A 17,367-nucleotide genomic window follows, 5' to 3' on the forward strand; every position below is an offset into this window, starting at 1 on the left:
GGACTGTTCGCCACCAGGCGATATGCAATGGCGCATGACCCGTTCTCTCGATCGAAGCCCCACTCGCAGCCTTGAAGGCAATGCAGCCATTCTGGATGCCGCACGAACCGTGATCGCCCAGCGGGGATTGTCCGGTATGAGCCTGCGCACCGTTGCCGATCAGGCAAGCATATCGGTAGGTTCGATCAGCTACCGTATCGGCGACCGCGCGGCGTTGGTCAGCGCGATCGTGGCACGGGAAATCGAACTGCTCTGCGCGGTCGCACAAAGCTGGCAGCAACGGTTCGTCGGTGTCGATCCGGTCGCGGCGCACATCCTGCCCGACCTGATCTGCGAATGGCTGGATCTGGCCGAAAGGCGGACGTCGGCGATCGTGACCTGCGAACTTGCGCTCCTCGCCAGTCGCGACCCCCAAGCGATACCGGACGTGAAGGTCTTGCTCGACCATGGCGAACAACTCTGGAACGACCTGCTGCACGCCGCGCCAGACCCGCAAGCCCTGAGCCGCAGGGTCGCGCGCTATTGCCTGGATGAGCAGCCCTTTTCGCTGCTGCTGGCCGATAATGTCGATTATCGGCTGTTGCGCCATTCCACGGTGCGCGCCCTGTTGCGCGACGACAGCCCACCGATCCCGGACGATCGGAACAGATGGCATATGCAACTGGTCGATCGGCTGGCGGTGCCGGCTGCCGCCGCGCTCGGCAAGGCGGCCGAAACACCCGGGGGCGCAAAGGCCGTCATTGCCGAACATATCGCCGACGTGATCATCGCGCAGGGCGTGGGCGCGCTTTCGCACCGCGTCGTCGGCCAGGCCTGCGCCATGGCCGCATCCAGCGTGGCGCACCATTATCCGACCCAGCGGGACATTCTGTTCGCCGGGGTAGAGGCGATCTATCGGCGGATGCGCGCCGATATACGCGCATCCAATGCCGTGGCGCCCGGCAGCGGCGATGTGATCCGCCTGACCCATGACAGCGCGTTGACGGCGTTGTGGAACCCCGACCTCATCCCCTTTGCGATCGACATGCGGCGGCGACGCGCGGAAAATGTGCATGTCCAGATTGCGCAATGGCTGGATATCGTCCCCGGATCCGACCGCGCACGTGTGCAGGCGATGGTCATGGCGCTCATCGGCAACGGCCTGCGCATGTTGGCCATAGGAGAAGCGCCACCATCGGCACCCGAAGCCATGAAACTGTTCAGCTGAACGGTACAACCGTTTTACAATGCCTTTTTTTTGGGAATAAATAGCCGAACGATCGTCTTAAAACCGTCACCAACTCCTTCTAGGGCCGGCCCGACATTCACAGGGACGGAACAACAATCATGTCGATTCTCAAGGGAAAGCGCCGCTTTTACCTGATTTCCACGATGCTGATGGGCGCCGCTGCGCCGGTCGGCGCGGGAATCGCCTATGCACAGGAAGCTGCGGACGACACGGGCCTCACGGAAATCGTGGTGACGGCAGAGCGGCGCGCTGAAAGCAGCCAGAAGGTGCCGTTGGCGATCCAGTCGATCAGCGGCGAGACGCTGGCCAAGACCGGCTATACCTCCGTTACCGACCTTCAATATACCATGCCGGGCGTGCAATATGACCCGACGCAGGGTGCCGCCTTCCAGATCCGCGGCGTCGGCAGCACGTCGTTCGACTTTTCCAATGCCAAATCCGTCAGCGTCGTCGTCGACGATGTCGTGATGGATGGCCAGCGCGCCAACGGCCTGACCGGATTGGTCGATATCGAGCGCGTCGACGTGCTGATGGGACCACAGGGCACGTTGTTCGGCAAGAACGCCACATCGGGCGTCATCGCGGTGACGACCGGCAAGCCCAAGATCGGCGACACGTCGGCAAAGGCCAGCGCCAGCTTCGGCGAGCATGAAGAGCGTATTCTGAATGGCACGGTGAACATCCCTTTGGGGCCGATCGCGGCGTTGCGCGTGTCGGGGTTCGATCAGGCGTTCGATGGCTTCGGCCGTAACGTGACGCTGAACCGCAAGGTCGGATCGCAGCATGAATATGGCGGCCGCGCCAAGCTCTATCTGGAACCGTCGGACAGCTTCAACCTGATGCTGTCGGGCGACTATGCCTATCATTGGGACAGCAGCGTCCGTACGCCGGTATCGGGTCAGCCCGCCGCCGTCACCGCGATCCTCAAAGAACTGGGCGTCTTCCCAGGCCCGGAAAGCGCCGACACGGCCGACTCCTCCTTCGGCCAGATCACCACCGAGGAATGGGGCACCTCGCTGCGCCTGAATGCGAAGCTGGGCGATCTCGACCTGACGTCGATCACGGCCTATCGCCGGACCCGCTATGACAATGCGACGCCCGCCAGCCTGGTGCCCGTCGATCGCTACGCCTATATTCCGTTCAACAACGGCTATCTGGATACCGAGAAGGTCAGCCAGGAAGTCCACCTCGCCTCCCCCACCGGCGGGTTCGTCGAGTGGCTGGTCGGCGGTTTCTACAATGATCTGCGCGCCCGTCAGGTGCAATTGCAATGGGGTACGCTGGGTACCCCGCTTTATACCAATGGCGTGCCGGCCCGGACGCTGTTCGCGCTGACCGGCGCGATCGGGGTGAACGCCAATGCCTCGCGCTTCGATGCACAGAACGAGACGATGGCCGCCTTCGGCCAGTTGAAGTTCAACATCTCGGATCGCCTCAGCCTGACGCTGGGCGGCCGCTACACCCATGACAATAATTCGCAGGGACTGGACTTCATCACGGTCGATCCGGTGCCGATCGCGGGCTACACCCCGATCTTCGTCGGTTCGAGCGCCGCGCCCGCCATCGACTATGGCAAGGTTTCGGGCAATAACTTCTCCTACCGCATCGCCCCGCAGTTCCAGGTCACCGACAATGTGATGCTCTATGCGAGCTATTCGACCGGTTACAAACCGGCCGGCATCGCGTTTGTCGGCAACAAATATGCGCCCTATCGCGACGAAACGGTCAAGGCGTGGGAAGCGGGCATCAAGTCCGAATGGTTCGGTCGCCGCTTGCGTGTGAACCTCGATATCTTCCGGTCCGACTTCAAGGATTTCCAGGCGACGATCCTGACCAAGATCCCGGACGGCAATGGCGGCCTGCTGGACGCGACGGTGATCGGCAATGCCGGCGGCCTGCGGACGCAGGGCGTGGAAGGCAATGTCGCGGTGCAGCCGGTTCGCGGCCTGACCCTGTCGGGCGCACTCAGCTATACCGATGCCAAGTTCACCGACTATGTCTATAATGCCACGACCGACTATACCGGATCGCGCCTGACCAACTCCCCCAAATGGTCCGGCACGGCGGCGATAGACTATGAAACCGCGTTCGACTCCGGCTTCGGCGTGCGCGCCCATGCCGACTATGCCTATCGCAGCGAATATTGGACCGTCGTGGGCCAGCCCGCTTATTCCAACGTACCGAGCTATGGGCTGGTCAACACCCGCCTGACCTTTGCGCTGCCCAGCAAGAAGGTCGAGTTCGGCGTCTATGCGCGCAACCTGTTCGACACCTATTTTTCGACCGGCTGGCAGAATTACGGTGCACTTGGCCTGCTCCACTATACCTCGCCCAATGCCCGCCGCACGGTCGGCGGCTTCGTCAACGTCAGCTTCTGATCGTCGGACCGGAGACACGCATCATGAAAATGTCCATCATCGGTAGCCTGGCTGCCGCTGCGCTCCTTGCGGGCGTGGCGGTGGCGCAGGCCCCGCACCCTGTCGCCGCGTCGGCCGAAGACTCCCTGCGGATCAACCAGATCCAGGTCGTCGGCACCCATAACAGCTACGCCATGCCCGCCGACCCGCGCGTCATGACCCTGATGGCGCCTCGCCTCGCCTCGCTGATGCAGTCGATGGTCAAGACCCTGTCGCCCGACAAGGCCGCCGCGATGCAGGACGAACATCCCGGCGGCATAACCGACATGGCCAAGACGCTCGATTATGTGCAAATGCCGCTTCAGGCGCAGTTGCGCAGTGGTGTGCGTAGCGTGGAGATCGACATGCAGCCCGATCCCAAGGGCGGCGCCTATGCCGATCCGTTGCCGTATCGGCAGTTGCGCGAACAGGGCGCGACCGATCTGGCGCCCATCTATCGCGAAGAAATGGCCAAGCCGGGCATGAAGGTCTTCCATGTCGCGGACCTCGATTTTCGCAGCCAGTGCCCGACGCTCAAATCCTGCCTGACGATCCTGAAACAATGGTCGGATTCGGAACCGAACCACAGCCCGGTCTTCATCCTGCTGGAACCGAAATTGTCGGGATTGGACAAGGTCATTCCGGGCGCTGCGGTCGTGTCGCCCTTCGACAAGGCTGCCTTCGAGGAAGTGGATGACAGCATCCGCACGATATTGGGCCGGGACAAGGTCTTTACGCCTGACGATCTGCGGGACGACATGCCGACACTGGAGGCCGCGGTACTCGCCAAACGCTGGCCTACCGTCGCGCAGGCTCGCGGCAAGTTCCTGTTCCTCTATCTGGTGCCGGGCATGAATCTGCCTGCCTTCGCCCCTTATCTCGACGGACGGCCTTCATTACAGGGGCGCATGGCCTTCGTTCAGGGCAAGGCCGGCATGGCGCATACGGCCTTCATGTTGTTCGACAATGCGCGGACACGGGCCGCCGACATTCGCGCCGCCGTGCAAAAGGGCTATCTGGTCCGGACCCGCGCCGACATCGATACGGCAGATGCACGTCGGAATGACGGCACTCGCCGGGATGCGGCATTGGCCAGCGGCGCGCAGATCATTTCAACCGACTATCTGACCGCGCCTAATATATACGCCAATGGTTATCACTTGGCGCCCTTCGTCAAGGGCTGGCGATGCAATGCGCTCACCGCGCGCTGTGCAGCGCCCCAATAAAGCGACCTCTATCCGGCAACCAAAGCAAGAGCCGATACAATAGTATCGGCTCTTGCGAAGATGATGCGTCCGTTAGAACTGCACGCCCTGCGTCAAGCCGCCATCGATCAGAAGGTTCGTCCCGGTGATGAAGCTGGCTGCCGGACTGGCGACAAACAACACCGCTTGCGCAACCTCGGCCGGCGTCGCCATCCGTCCCAGCGGATTGCGTGCCAGACATTCGGCAAACAGCTCCGGTGTCTCGCGTTCGATCTCTCCCCATACACCATCGGCGAAATAGACGTTGCCCGGCGACACACTGTTGACGCGGATGCCATCAGGCGCATGACGCACCGAGAGCGTCTTGCCATAATGGATCAGGGCGGCCTTCAGAACGCCATAGGGTTCGGCGAACATGTCCACTTCGCGACCTGACACGCTGGAGATCAGGACGATCGACGCCGCGCTGGACTGCTTGAGGAACGGCAGTGCCGCACGGCGCGCCCTTGGGCGCGCATCGTAGAGGAAGGCCGGATTAAACAGGTGCTTGTTACAGGAGCAAACGGCACTTTTTCATCGGAGATGAATTATATTCATTCAGCGGCGATCTGCTCCCTCCATTGCATTGGCTGGAAGGCGGTCGGACGGAGCGCGCACTCAGCTGAGCGTCGATGCTTTTCGACGGTTTCCTAACAGTTTCGCATGCTCGACTAAGCTGCCGAAACAAACCCTGGCTACTGATCCTCTCTCTGAATTTTCATCAGGCAGGAGCATAGAATGGCGATCCAGGGCGCAAACCCATCACTCGACGACATGTTCGGGCAGGTCTGGCACGCGGCTATAATGTGCGATCCATGTAGCGCCGGTCGCCCCGGTCGAGGCCGATAGCGCAGCGGCCGACGCCATTCTCGAACGAAGGGCGCTGCCCTTTCCGGTGCTGAATGACAGTCTGAAAAAATGGGCTGCCGATCGCGCCGTAGCCGACATCCGATCACCCACATCATTGACGAACAGGATCGTAATCGATGACCGATATTCTCGCCGGGCTGCACCCATCGCGCCTGGACTATCCCCAAAGCGACATCCGCCCCGAGCGCGTCAGCTTCGGGGAATTGGCTTATGACGATCCCTATCGCTGGCTGGAAGAAGACGATGATCCCGCCGTCATCGCGTGGCAAAGCGCGCAAGACGATCTGACCCAAAATTATCTCGACGCCCTTCCCACCCTGGGCGACTTCGCCGACCGCGTGCGCACCATCGGCGAAACGGACGACGTCATCGCCCCCACCTTCGCGGGTGGACGCTGGTTCAGGCGCCATGTGCCCGAAGGCCAGGATCTGACCGTGGTAGAGGTTTGCGCCGGTCCAACCGAGCCGGGCCGCCGATTGATCGATCTCAATGCGATGCGGACCGACGAGCCGCTCAGCCTCTCGAGTCTCAGCCCATCGCCAGACGGCAGGAAGATCATCTTCACCTGGACGGCGGGCGGTCGCGAAGAACCTGCGCTCCGTGTGCTGGACATCGATACCGGCGCGATCCTGGTCGATGGCATTCCGCACAAAAAACCGATCAACTTTGCCTGGCTGCCCGACAGCGACGGCTTCATCTATGCGGCGCTCGATGCCTCCATCGCTGGTGAACCGCCCCTCCATCGCCTGTATCTCGACAACCCATCGGCCGTGACGCCGGAGGATGTGAAGCCAGGCCACCCGGTCATACGCCCGGTGCTGGCCGCAGATAAGCGGCACATCATCCTGATGGCCGACCATCTTGCCCCCTGCCCCGCCTTCATCCTGGACACGCAGGGCGAGGATGGGTGGCAACCCTTTCTGAAAGACGTTCCGGGCATCTTCCGCGGCGACATACTCGGCGATAATTTCGTCGCCATCACCGACGACGGCGCGCCGCGCGGACGGTTGGTGTCGATCCCGCTCGCCAGGCCGACGCAGCGGGACAGCTGGACAGAACTCGTCCCGGCGTCCGACGATGTGCTCGCCTTTGTCGCCGTGACTGGCGGGCGCGCCGTCCTGCTCGACTGGATCGACACCTATTCCCGCCTGCGCACGATCGGCGGAGATGGCCGCATCGAAGGCGAAATTGCACTACCCGGACGCGGGATGGTCAATGCCTTCGGCCCGAACGCCGTGCTGCCCACAATGATCGACCCGATCGTCCGCGCAGCAGATGGCGAAATAGTCTTCGTCTTTTCGACCTTCGACCGGGCTGCCGCGCTCTGCACCGCCAACCTCGCCACCCGTGAAGTCACACGACTGACGGAACCGAAATATCGGCTCGACGCGCAAGTGCTGGATCTCGACTGCCGCAGCGCGGATGGCGCACGCGTCATCTATCATGTCGTCGCCCGCGCCGACCTAGACCTGTCCACGCCGCAGCCGTCCGTGATCACCGGCTATGGCGGTTTCAACCTCGCCATGGCGCCCGGCTGGCTGGGCACCCAATGGGCGGCCTGGATCGAGGCAGGGGGCGTAGTCGTGCTTGGCCATTTTCGCGGCGGGGGCGAATTTGGCACGCCCTGGTTCGAACAGGGCCGGATGAAGCTCAAGCAGAACAGCTTCAACGACGTCCACGTCGTGCCATGCGTGTGATCGATCCGATGGTTCTCGATCATATGCTAAAGACCGTACAATAGCTGGCGAAAATTGCGAACCGGCGCTCCCGTTCGATCATCGCTTGCCGATCGATTGGAAGAGAAAATTCGCACGCTTATTTTACAAAACCAATAGACATCTAATTTTAAATTTATAAATCTCGTAAATTCTCTGCGCTAATCATGATAATATTGAACATTTATCACAATTAACAATCATTGATTTACAAGGCAATGCTTCATCATTTTCACTGATGGTGTAGCATCTTCTCGAACCCCTCATTTCCCTTCGTCATCTTGACGAGCTTCCTGAGGTGGCTGCGAACATGCCGTTCGAACCGGACATCGTCATGGATGCTCGTCGCCGGATATTCGTCTTGGCCGATCAGTTCTTTAAGGCGTCCGGCGAACGCGGCCTGTTCGTTCGTGCAATCGGCAGCCTTGAGCATGCGGCAAACCCACTCTTCGGCAGCAGCCTTGTCATAATCGTCCCGCGCCTCATAGCCGCGCCGGTCCGCCGCAGCCTGATCCAGCCGGGATACCTCGAACCGGCGTTCCAGCCATGTGCGGACTCGTTCGCCATCCCATGGTTTCAATGCGTTTGTCATTGCTGTTTTCCGTCTCGATTTTTTTATAAGGAGCCCGATTTTCGACAAGGGGCCGGTTTATTAACTTGCCAATATGACAGCGGCGATCGCATCGCTATAGCCGAACCGAAATCAAGGCAGTTAAATCGATTTATGGCCCGCAAACGTTCGAAACACGATCCCTATGATCATCTTCCGCAGGAAGACCAAGCTTCAGAAGAACCGGTGGCCTGCTGGCTATGCGGCCGCCCGACCGGCAAGGCCATCGTTTGGCATCACCCCATACCCAAGAGCCGTGGCGGTCGCGATGTCGTGCCGATGCACTCCATCTGCCAGCAGACGCTGATCACCAATTTCACCAATTCCGAGTTGCAGCGCCACGGCATGGTCGTGGCTGGCCTGCTGGAAAATCCGAATATTCGCAAATTCGTCGACTGGGTCGCAAACAAGGATCCGGACTTCACGGCGACTATCGTAAAAAAGCAACGCTGATTGCGGTGATGGGGCAGCCGGCTCGGCAGCCGTATGGAAGCGAAAGGGCGCGTGATGGAAATCAGACAGGATGATCCGAAGGGAGCCCATGTCACCGAGTTGCTGACGCATCATCTGCGCGAGCTTCAAGAGGTGATGGCGCAACATGCCTTCGCGCTTGATGCATCTGGCCTGTCCGTGCCCGGCGTCACATTCTGGACCGCATGGAACAACGATGTTCTTGCAGGCTTCGGCGCGATGAAGGAGCTCGATCCCGAGCATGGTGAAGTCAAGTCAATGCGCGCGGCTCCCGCAGCGCGCGGAACGGGAGTGGGCCGAGCGATGCTCAGGCACATTATAGCCGAGGCCCGAAAGCGCGGCTATCGCTGGCTCAGCCTGGAAACGGGCACAGCGACGCTCCATGCGCCGGCTATCGCGCTTTATCGCAGCGCGGGATTCCTGTCGTGCGACGCATTTGCCGATTATCGGCCGAGCCTCCACAACCAGTTTTTCAGGCTCGACCTGTCGCTCGCTTAGGGGCCAATTTTCATTGCACTGGAGCCGATGGTGCCTTTATCGCACAACGCTCCGATTGGTTGCGGTGAGGTAAGCGTGACATGCCTTCGGCAGTTCACGGCGCAGACATGCAAAATTCTCTTCAGACGCCTCTGCTTCCATAACCACACGCACCGAGCCTCCGAGCAAAGCCGCCAGCATGAAGGCGACTGATCTTCGATCGGCAAAGTCGGTGCCGGGCGCATCGGCAAGCAGACCCTCGATCATCTGCGTCATGCATCGCGCTGCCCTGCTCATCAGCTCCGAAAGATCGAATTCGGCAGCGATGCCATAGATGGCGCGAGAGGCGACAACGTCTGCCATCTTGGCATCCAGCCAGGCCATGGCCAGCCCTTTGGCAATCGCCTCCAGATTACAGCCCATGAGGCGATCGGAAGCGTCCCGCATTGCGCTTTCGATCAGATCGAACTGGCGCTCGACCAGCGCGAACAACAGTGCCTGTTTGTGCGGATAATATTGATACATCGTGCCGACCGACACGCCCGCCCGCTCAGCCACGCGCGTGGTCGTGAGCCGCCCAACGCCATCGGCCAGCAAAACCTGAATGGTGGCGATATGTATCGCCTCGATCGTTGCGGTAGAGCGCGCCTGTTGCGGCGCTTTGCGGGGCTTGAGAAGCGATGGGGCGGGCCGGTTCATATGCGAATTCCAAAACTGAAGGATTATTCATATCTTGGCGACCTCAACGATGCCTCGCAAGGAGTTTCACCATGAGTAGCGTTCTCATCACCGGCTGTTCGACCGGCTTCGGCCGCGATACCGCGCTTCATTTCCTGGAAGGCGGCTGGAACGTCATTGCGACCATGCGCAATCCCGCTGCCAGCAGCCTGCCGATTTCGGATCGGATGCGGATATTGCCGCTCGACGTGACGGTTGCCGAAAGCGTCGCTGCGGCCGTTGCCGAGGCCGGCCCCATCGACGTCCTCGTCAACAATGCCGGCATCGGCTGGCTGAACGCTATTGAGGGCACGCCCATGGAAACGGTGCGGGGCATCTTCGAAGCCAATCTTTTCGGCACCATCGCGATGATGCAGGCAGTTCTGCCCGGCATGCGTGAGCGGCGTGCAGGGACGATCGTGAACATCAGTTCCAGTTCGACCTACAAGCCATTACCCCTGCTGTCAGTCTATCGCGCGAGCAAGGCCGCCATGACCGCACTGACGGAGTCGGCGGCGCTTGAACTTGCGCAATTCGGTATCAAGGCCCGTGTGGTCGTGCCGGGCATGGCGCCATCGACCAGCTTTGCCTCCACGGCCCAGGGGCATATCATGGAGGCTGGCGGCTTTCCCGCCCCCTATGCCGAATTTGCGAAACAGACGATGGCCATGATGCAAAGCGCCGAGGCCGGTCCGGTCACTAGCGCACAGGACGTGGCAGAGGCCATCTTCCGCGCGGCGACCGATCCGAATTGCCCCACGGTCCTGCCAGCCGGCGAAGATGCGATCGCTTGGGCGGTGGGTAGGTAACGACGGCGATCAGCGGCGGAGTTTTCCTTGTAATGCGCCGATGGTGACCTAGCCCTTCAACCGCTCCGGGTGCCCACTATATCATCGGCGTAGCGGGCATCGACCGCACCCAAATCTGGTATTGGCCATAATGTCATCGAACAATCGCTACTATCACGGCCCCGTCACCTCCCATTTCGACGGGCATCGATTTCAAAACGTGGAGGGTGAGCCGGAAACGGATCGGTCCCTGCGTGAGATATTTCGCTGGTATCGCACGGCACCCAAAACGCCATGGCCGAAACATGTGCCGGTATCCCCCATCGTGCCAGCCGCCAGGGTCGAGGGGTTGCGGATCACCATGGTCGGCCACGCCTCCGTGCTGATCCAGACCGGCGGGCTCAACATCCTGACGGATCCGGTCTGGTCCAACCGCGCCAGCCCTATCGCCTTTGCCGGTCCGCGCCGCGTGACCGCCCCGGGCATAGCGATGGACGACCTGCCGCCGATCGATGCGATCCTGTTGTCCCACAATCATTATGATCATCTCGACATCGCGACGCTTCGGGCGCTGCACGCACGGCATGATCCCAGGATCATCACGCCTCTGGGCAATGACAGCATCATTCATCGGCATATTCCAAATGCCCGTGTCGAGACGGGCGACTGGTTCGACCGCTTCGAGATAGCAGAGGGTGCACAGGCCCATATCGTTCCCGCGCTACACTGGTCCTCTCGCGGGCCGCGGGACCGACGCATGGCCTTGTGGGGTGGCTTCATGGTGCGAGCCGGTGGCAGGCTGGTCTATTTCGCCGGGGACACAGGCTATGGTACGGGCGCGATCTTTCGCGATCTGCGGGCGCGTTTCGGGCCGGTCGATCTCGCCCTTCTTCCCATCGGCGCCTATGATCCCCGCTGGTTCATGGCGGCGCAGCATACCGATCCCGAAGACGCTATCCAGATCATGGTCGACCTTGACGCACAGGCTGCCATCGGCATGCATTGGGGTACGTTCAAGCTGACGGACGAACACTGGGAAGATCCCGCTCTGCGGCTTGCGGCCGGCATGAAGGCGCGCGGTATCGAAGCGGGCAAGTTCGTCGCGATGCGCCCTGCTGAGACAAAGGAGTTTGGCTAATTCGGATCGAGACTAGGCGACGTGGACAAATTCGGGATCATCAATCGTCGAGCGTGACGAGCAGACATGCCCGAAACACGCCGTCCGTTGCGTCTTGCCGGTGCCAGATTTTGACGATGTGATAATAGCGAAAATAGCCATCTATATCTCGGGCAAGGTGTTCGCCAACACGCGGCAGGAAGTCGAACTCAGCCACGAACAGCAGCTTTTCCAAATCCTCGCCCTCAAGCACTTCCACCAAAGCCATCGAATCCTCCAGGCGGACATGATTGCAATGTCAGCCGGCTTCGACAACCACTTGCGTTGAGATGATTGACGTGGAGCATATCGCTTGATTCAAGGCTGCTTTTTGGAGGCAGGCTTGTGCAGAGGCGATCTCACCGAGGGGGAATGGCGTATTCTGAAGGGCTTGCTGCCAATCGAGCCCGAGAACCGTGGCCGAGGCAGGCGTCCCGAGCAGAACCGCTTCATCATCAACGGCATCCTCTGGCGGCTTCGATGCGGTGCTCCGTGGCGTGACGTCCCGCCCAAATACGGCAGTTGGAACACGATCTATCGTCGATTCCGGCGATGGAGCGAAGCTGGGGTATGGGAGACCGTGGCGGTAACGCTGGCCGAGATCATGGCGGACAACGGCCATTACAGCATCGACAGCACCACAGTCCGCGCCCACGTCTCGGCAGCGGGCGGAAAAGGGGGACTCATCGACGCGCTCTTGGCCGCTCGCGGGGCGGGTTCACCCGTAAGCTTCACTGCCTGGCTGATGCCCTCGGACGACCGCTCGCTTTCCATCTGACAGTTGGCGAAGCGGCGGACTGCAAAGCTTATGAGGATTTGATCGACCTGCCCGAGCGTGCACCTGACGCGTTGCTCGCCGACAAGGGCTATGACGCCGACGCCATCCGCGCCGACCTTGCCGTGCGGAAAATCGAGGCCGTCATCCCCGGCAGATCAAACCGCCGCGTGAAGATCGAGCATGACCGTGCGCTTTATAAACAGCGCAATCGCATCGAGCGGATGTTCGGTCACCTCAAGATCAACCGCGCCATCGCTACCCGCTACGATCAACTGGCCAACAGCTTCCTCGGCATGGTGCACATCGCCACCGTCAGATACTGGCTCAAATTTGTCCACGCGGCCTAAGGATCAGACGATTTCTTTACTCAAGGCGACCGACTTGCTCCGACCCAGCTACGCCCTGCCCGATCTGCCTCCCCCCGGAGCGATCGAAACAGCTGCGGTTCTCAAGGCGCTAACCCGCGCTCATCGCTATCTGGCCGAACTGAAAGGCCGAGCCAGGACAATTCCCAACCAAGGAATTTTAATCGATACACTGTCACTTCAGGAAGCGAAGGCCAGCTCCGAAATCGAGAATATCGTAACCACCCAGGACGAGATATTCCAGATGAACGCCTTTCCTGAAAATCCGGGACCACCTGCGACAAAGGAATTGGCTCTCTAACGCGATGCGCTTCACCATGGTTTCAATGAACAGCGCCGACTAGGCGGACTGCTGACCATATCCTGATCGCCCAAGAGGGCAGCCTGAGCTTCCGTAGACAGGGACTTTTGTAAGCCAAATCGCGCGCGAACGGCAGGTTGAGCCGCGCGCCGCGCCGTTCAAGCATAGGGAGATATGCTGTGCCCCATCGCTCGTTCGCTCGTATGGAAATCTGCCGGAAGCTGGTGACAATGCGCAAGGCACTTGGCGATGCCTTGGGCTATCGCCACTGTGCCAACCCAATATGGGACATGCTCATGGAACTCTATATTGCCGAACGAGAGAGACGGGTCGTCTATCTCTGGTCCCTGTGCAGCTTTGCCAATGTCCCGTTCTCGACGGCTTGTCGCAAAGTCACCGAGATGGAAGAAATTGGCCTTGTCAGGCGAAACACGGCCTATCGCGATCGTCGCGGCGTAGTGGTTACGCTGACCGATAACGGCGAAGGCCTGATCGAGTCCCTGCTGGATCGCCTTGCTGAAATCTACAATGGAGAGTCGACAGCCCGTGCCGGTGTTTCCGCGCTGGTCAGGTTCGCCAATTGATCCAAGCGCTGTATCAGAACGGCTTCCAAGCGGCGCAATGCTGCCAGGGCGGCCGAGATTTTTTTGGCCTACGCTTCCTCGACTCGTCGGCCGACCCCGGTTCCGCCATCTCACGATTCCGTTCCGGCAGCACCGAGGCCGGCGTAACATGCGCGACGCCGCCTGCACCTTGTTCTTCCACCCGGACAAGATATGTGCCTCGCCCATCCTTAGCGCATTCCAGCCATCAAGCGCCACGTTTTTGTCTCAATTATGATCGACTTTCAGCGATCAGGCCGGGGCGGATGCAGACCGCGATAAAGCACAGTTGCGGCACTGCGTAACAAGATAGTGCGGTGCCGGACTGCGCAATCAAAGCCGGTCGCGACAGGGCTATTTCTGCAGACTTTCGATCGGGATGAGGGTCGCTCACTCGATATTCATGATCTTGATATTGCCCGACTGGAATCAGTTCACAGTTTCGATCATCCGATGCCGGTCACTCTGGTAGCAGCGAGTGGGGAACAATTCACGCGCAGGTTGGTCTACATATGGGGACAACAGGATGACAATGATGCTGAACGCACTTGCCCGCACCCCGGAGCGCCGCCACCAGCCACGCGAGGCCGCCAACGTGCCTTGCACGGTCAATTGGTCTGGTCTTTATGAATTTGCCACGATCAAGAACATGTCGATCTACGGCGCGCAGTTGGAAGGTTTCGTGTTTCCGCGAGCAGGAACGCCCGTAACGATCGTCGTCAATCAGGTCGAACTCTGCGCGTCGATAATCTGGGCCGACGGCGAGAAGTGCGGCGTGCTGCTGGAACATGATGTCGATCCTGCCGCCTTTATCCGTGAACATTCCATCCGGCCTTTGGGGCATGACCTGCCACCCGCCTGCACGATCACGCATCTTCTACCGCGTGGTGTTTGCTGAAGGGCCGGACGAGCCTCTTCACCGTTCCTGTCTGAAAAGATACGCTGGCAAGCGACGGTTGAACGAAGCTCATCAGGGTGCAGCCCCTCGCGACGATGCTTCGTCCGCACCCTGACTGCCGCGACAAGGTGAAATCTTCGTTACGCGCCGCTACGCTTATCAAGAAGCCCACCCCCGGCAGGCCGGGGGTGGGCAGTCATGAAGACTGCAAGGGAGGGGGAGCCGCTTGCTCCCATAATACGATGCTATACGCCCCGGGTTCCCCTCAAACTGCCGTTGCATATATGCAACTCTCTCAGTTTAATGACATTTCTGTGAAACTCGACACGAACCGGCTTGTTCTGCCGTCGACCTAATCGACACTAACAGGGGTTCATATGAAGAAGTTTCTCGCCGCCGCAGCCATTCTGGCTGCCTTGCCTGCCATCGCTTCTGCGCAGGAAACCGCGCCTGATGGCACCGACGCTTTTGGCGTCGAGCCCTATGTCGGCGTGCTTGGCGGCTATCACACCTTTGACCGTGGCTCCGAATTCGGCGCCATCCCTGGCGAAACCATCATGAATGGCGCTCTGATCAGCGGCATCGCCGGTGTCAATGTTCCGCTCGGCCCGGTCTTTGTTGGTGTTGAAGGCAACGCCACCAAGGGCTTTAGCGACATCGACTGGGAATATGGCGTCAAGGGCCGCTTCGGTGCGCGTGCTGGTGAAAGCGGCCTGATCTATGCGTCGGCCGGCTATCAGTGGGTGAATGGCAAGGGCGGCTGGCCCGACCGCAAGGACTGGATGTACGGCGCCGGCGTTGAAGTAGGACCCAAGGAAATTGGTCTTGGCGGCGTCACCGGTAACAGCGGCGTTCGCCTGCGCGTGCAGGTCGACACCTATGACTGGGACAGCTTCCGCCCGATGGCTGGTGTCATCTTCCACTTCTAAAAATGTGATGTGACCAAAATGAACCCCGTCAGCGACCATCGCTGGCGGGGTTCATTATGTCTATTGATAGCCGCCTTCCTGCTCGCGCTGCTCTGCGGCATCCTTTTGCGCATCTTCCAGCGCATCGGCGTCCTGGTCTTCTTCGTCGGCATCAACGTCGACATCAACGTCCTCGTCCGTACCATCGTCGGTGCCGGGCAGATCATCCATCGATGTACCCTGCATGTCAGCCTGGTCATTCTCGCCTGGAATTTGTTCGGGGATCATGGCTCTCTCCTATCAGCTATGAACTAAGCCAACCGGTGAGGGGGGAGCATGTTCCGTCCGCACAGGATGTGCGTTTATGCAGCGACACGATCGCGCCCCTGATGCTTTGCCTGATAAAGCGATGCGTCCGCTCTGCGCGCTGCTGCTGCATAATCTGCTTCTCCGGCATTGAACCGGGCGAGGCCGAGGCTGATCGTCCATGGCTCGCTTGCAGGAGTCTTGGCCAGCGCTTTGCGAAGCTGATTTGCGAAGCCTCGTGCATCGAGTTCCGAACGGTTGGGCAGCAGGATAAGGAATTCGTCTCCTCCCATGCGCGCGACGTCGCCGCCCAACGGCTCGGCTAACGTCCTGGCGGCGCGGGCCAGCGCAACCAAGGCGTCGTCCCCGGCTGCATGACCCCAGTGGTCGTTGATCTGTTTGAAATGGTCGATGTCGATCGCAACGATCATTCCATCGTTATCGGACTTCCGGGATGAGAGATTCTCATAGCCTGCACGATTCCAACAGCCGGTTAGTGGGTCACGCAGCGCCATCTCACGCAGTCGGGCTTGGGCGCGCTCGATAGGGATAGCCAGAAGGCCCAAGTTAAGAAGGCCGAGCAGCAACTGGTCCGAGATCATGGGGATGAGAGCCAGCCAATCATTGCCCATAGGCCAGCCCAACTCCGCAGCGATGGAGACGAGGTAGCCGGGAATATAGCCGAGGGTCGCAATTCCAGCGATCGCGCCGCCTCGTGACGCGCAGCGCCGCCCGCTTCGGATACAAGCTGTCCCCACCACGGTCATGGATATGATTAATCCGACTGCTCTGGAGATGGGAATACATGATGATGGGATCGTGGGCCAATAGGCCTGGGCGAAAACCGGGGCCGCATAGGCAGTCATCGTAATGGCGACCAACCCTAACATCCACAAGGCGAATGGCTTGCGTCTCTCGATAAGCCTCAGGCCTGAGAGGCCAAGGATATTTGAGACGGTGAGGAGGCCATAAAGGCAACAGCCAACAGGTAGCGGCAAAAGATCTACGGCCATAAAAGCGATCAGATCCGCCGCGTACAACAACGAGCTAGCTGACCAATATAGCAGATTCTTGTCGTCCAGGCGGCCCCGCCATAGGCCCGCGAAAACGAGGCCGAATGCAGTACTTGCCAGAATGCTGGCCATTTGCAGCGTGAAGAGATCAAGGGAATGAAGCATAGCCGTCAACCGCCAGCTAATGCGCGCCTTTTGAAGATTCCTTAATGCCGGGACGAGCTGTAGACTATTTGTCGCAAAACCCAAATTTTCTGGGTGGGTAGAGCTTCTCCCTGCGGCTGATCGACGTGTCTTTGTGCCACCTCCGACTATGATAAAAGCTCTGAGGACGGACATCATATATTCGGAAGACGAAGGGCGCGATGTCGTACTTCGCTAGAGGCCTAAAATGGGTGAACCCGATGTGCGGCGCAGGATGATAACCTATATCCCGACCCGTTGTGAATGCGAGGCTTGAAATGATGCGCTGCAGGATGCGCAGGGCCAGTGAGCGCAATCGGGTGATCGAAGATATCGCTTGG

The 17,367-nt window shown here is 60.0% G+C and carries 18 protein-coding genes and 1 pseudogene; 13 read left to right on the forward strand and 6 right to left on the reverse strand.

Annotation, left to right across the window (positions count from 1 at the left end):
* The first annotated feature begins 34 nt into the window (after window positions 1-34).
* The 3 genes from F4U95_RS21940 to F4U95_RS21950 all read left to right on the forward strand — a co-directional run bounded on the left by F4U95_RS21940 (window position 35) and on the right by F4U95_RS21950 (window position 4,850).
* The gene (locus F4U95_RS21940) at window positions 35-1,207 is read left to right on the forward strand and encodes a TetR family transcriptional regulator (RefSeq protein ID WP_150426848.1); all 1,173 of its coding nucleotides are present in this window, start codon (window positions 35-37) and stop codon (window positions 1,205-1,207) included.
* Between the two features lie 119 nt (window positions 1,208-1,326).
* The gene (locus tag F4U95_RS21945) at window positions 1,327-3,606 is read left to right on the forward strand and encodes a TonB-dependent receptor (RefSeq protein WP_120252944.1); all 2,280 of its coding nucleotides are present in this window, start codon (window positions 1,327-1,329) and stop codon (window positions 3,604-3,606) included.
* Between the two features lie 23 nt (window positions 3,607-3,629).
* Window positions 3,630-4,850 carry a Ca2+-dependent phosphoinositide-specific phospholipase C gene (locus F4U95_RS21950; protein WP_120252943.1) on the forward strand — a complete coding sequence of 407 codons (1,221 nt, stop codon included), beginning with the start codon at window positions 3,630-3,632 and terminating at the stop codon, window positions 4,848-4,850.
* A gap of 72 nt (window positions 4,851-4,922) precedes the next feature.
* On the opposite strand, the gene F4U95_RS21955 is transcribed toward F4U95_RS21950, so the two are convergent.
* Window positions 4,923-5,372 carry an SDR family oxidoreductase gene (locus F4U95_RS21955; protein ID WP_197716505.1) on the reverse strand — a complete coding sequence of 150 codons (450 nt, stop codon included), beginning with the start codon at window positions 5,370-5,372 and terminating at the stop codon, window positions 4,923-4,925.
* Window positions 5,373-5,854: 482 nt separating this feature from the next.
* Here F4U95_RS21955 and F4U95_RS21960 point away from each other — a divergent pair, with 482 nt between their 5' ends.
* A complete protein-coding gene (locus tag F4U95_RS21960; protein WP_150426849.1) occupies window positions 5,855-7,435 on the forward strand; it encodes a prolyl oligopeptidase family serine peptidase in 1,581 nt (526 codons plus the stop codon).
* Between the two features lie 250 nt (window positions 7,436-7,685).
* On the opposite strand, the gene F4U95_RS21965 is transcribed toward F4U95_RS21960, so the two are convergent.
* On the reverse strand, window positions 7,686-8,045 hold the full coding sequence (locus F4U95_RS21965) for a hypothetical protein (RefSeq protein WP_120252941.1): 360 nt from the start codon (window positions 8,043-8,045) through the stop codon (window positions 7,686-7,688).
* Between the two features lie 132 nt (window positions 8,046-8,177).
* Here F4U95_RS21965 and F4U95_RS21970 point away from each other — a divergent pair, with 132 nt between their 5' ends.
* On the forward strand, window positions 8,178-8,516 hold the full coding sequence (locus tag F4U95_RS21970) for a hypothetical protein (RefSeq protein WP_150426850.1): 339 nt from the start codon (window positions 8,178-8,180) through the stop codon (window positions 8,514-8,516).
* A 54-nt stretch (window positions 8,517-8,570) separates the two neighbouring features.
* Entirely contained in the window at window positions 8,571-9,032 is a 462-nt protein-coding gene (locus F4U95_RS21975) for a GNAT family N-acetyltransferase (RefSeq protein ID WP_120253531.1), read from the forward strand.
* A 36-nt stretch (window positions 9,033-9,068) separates the two neighbouring features.
* On the opposite strand, the gene F4U95_RS21980 is transcribed toward F4U95_RS21975, so the two are convergent.
* Window positions 9,069-9,710, reverse strand: a complete 642-nt coding sequence (locus F4U95_RS21980) for a TetR/AcrR family transcriptional regulator (RefSeq protein ID WP_120252939.1) — start codon at window positions 9,708-9,710, stop codon at window positions 9,069-9,071.
* 71 nt (window positions 9,711-9,781) lie between these two features.
* On the opposite strand from F4U95_RS21980, the gene F4U95_RS21985 reads away from it, so the two are divergent.
* Both F4U95_RS21985 and F4U95_RS21990 read left to right on the forward strand, forming a co-directional pair.
* Window positions 9,782-10,537: an SDR family oxidoreductase gene (locus tag F4U95_RS21985; protein WP_150426851.1), complete on the forward strand. Its 756-nt coding sequence runs from the start codon at window positions 9,782-9,784 to the stop codon at window positions 10,535-10,537.
* A 286-nt stretch (window positions 10,538-10,823) separates the two neighbouring features.
* On the forward strand, window positions 10,824-11,654 hold the full coding sequence (locus F4U95_RS21990; protein WP_246171680.1) for an MBL fold metallo-hydrolase: 831 nt from the start codon (window positions 10,824-10,826) through the stop codon (window positions 11,652-11,654).
* A gap of 40 nt (window positions 11,655-11,694) precedes the next feature.
* Here F4U95_RS21990 and F4U95_RS21995 read toward each other — a convergent pair whose 3' ends face one another.
* A complete protein-coding gene (locus F4U95_RS21995) occupies window positions 11,695-11,901 on the reverse strand; it encodes a hypothetical protein (RefSeq protein ID WP_120252936.1) in 207 nt (68 codons plus the stop codon).
* A 162-nt stretch (window positions 11,902-12,063) separates the two neighbouring features.
* On the opposite strand from F4U95_RS21995, the pseudogene F4U95_RS22000 reads away from it, so the two are divergent.
* The 5 genes and pseudogenes from F4U95_RS22000 (at window position 12,064) to F4U95_RS22025 (ending at window position 15,545) form a co-directional block, all read left to right on the forward strand.
* Window positions 12,064-12,797, forward strand: a pseudogene (locus tag F4U95_RS22000) (IS5 family transposase).
* A complete protein-coding gene (locus F4U95_RS25420; protein WP_281347247.1) occupies window positions 12,781-13,116 on the forward strand; it encodes a Fic/DOC family N-terminal domain-containing protein in 336 nt (111 codons plus the stop codon). Before F4U95_RS22000 ends, F4U95_RS25420 begins: the two are co-directional and overlap by 17 nt.
* A 230-nt stretch (window positions 13,117-13,346) precedes the next feature.
* Window positions 13,347-13,700: a helix-turn-helix domain-containing protein gene (locus F4U95_RS22010; protein ID WP_161600431.1), complete on the forward strand. Its 354-nt coding sequence runs from the start codon at window positions 13,347-13,349 to the stop codon at window positions 13,698-13,700.
* A 544-nt stretch (window positions 13,701-14,244) separates the two neighbouring features.
* Complete coding sequence (locus F4U95_RS22020) at window positions 14,245-14,616, forward strand: PilZ domain-containing protein (protein WP_145986301.1); 372 nt, start codon at window positions 14,245-14,247, stop codon at window positions 14,614-14,616.
* Between the two features lie 377 nt (window positions 14,617-14,993).
* Complete coding sequence (locus tag F4U95_RS22025) at window positions 14,994-15,545, forward strand: opacity protein (RefSeq protein ID WP_120252933.1); 552 nt, start codon at window positions 14,994-14,996, stop codon at window positions 15,543-15,545.
* Window positions 15,546-15,605: 60 nt separating this feature from the next.
* On the opposite strand, the gene F4U95_RS22030 is transcribed toward F4U95_RS22025, so the two are convergent.
* Both F4U95_RS22030 and F4U95_RS22035 read right to left on the reverse strand, forming a co-directional pair.
* Entirely contained in the window at window positions 15,606-15,812 is a 207-nt protein-coding gene (locus tag F4U95_RS22030; protein ID WP_120252932.1) for a hypothetical protein, read from the reverse strand.
* Between the two features lie 74 nt (window positions 15,813-15,886).
* The gene (locus tag F4U95_RS22035) at window positions 15,887-17,008 is read right to left on the reverse strand and encodes a sensor domain-containing diguanylate cyclase (protein ID WP_161600432.1); all 1,122 of its coding nucleotides are present in this window, start codon (window positions 17,006-17,008) and stop codon (window positions 15,887-15,889) included.
* Between the last annotated feature and the right edge of the window lie 359 nt (window positions 17,009-17,367).

This window comes from Sphingobium limneticum, assembly GCF_008710165.1.
GTDB lineage: Bacteria > Pseudomonadota > Alphaproteobacteria > Sphingomonadales > Sphingomonadaceae > Sphingobium > Sphingobium limneticum.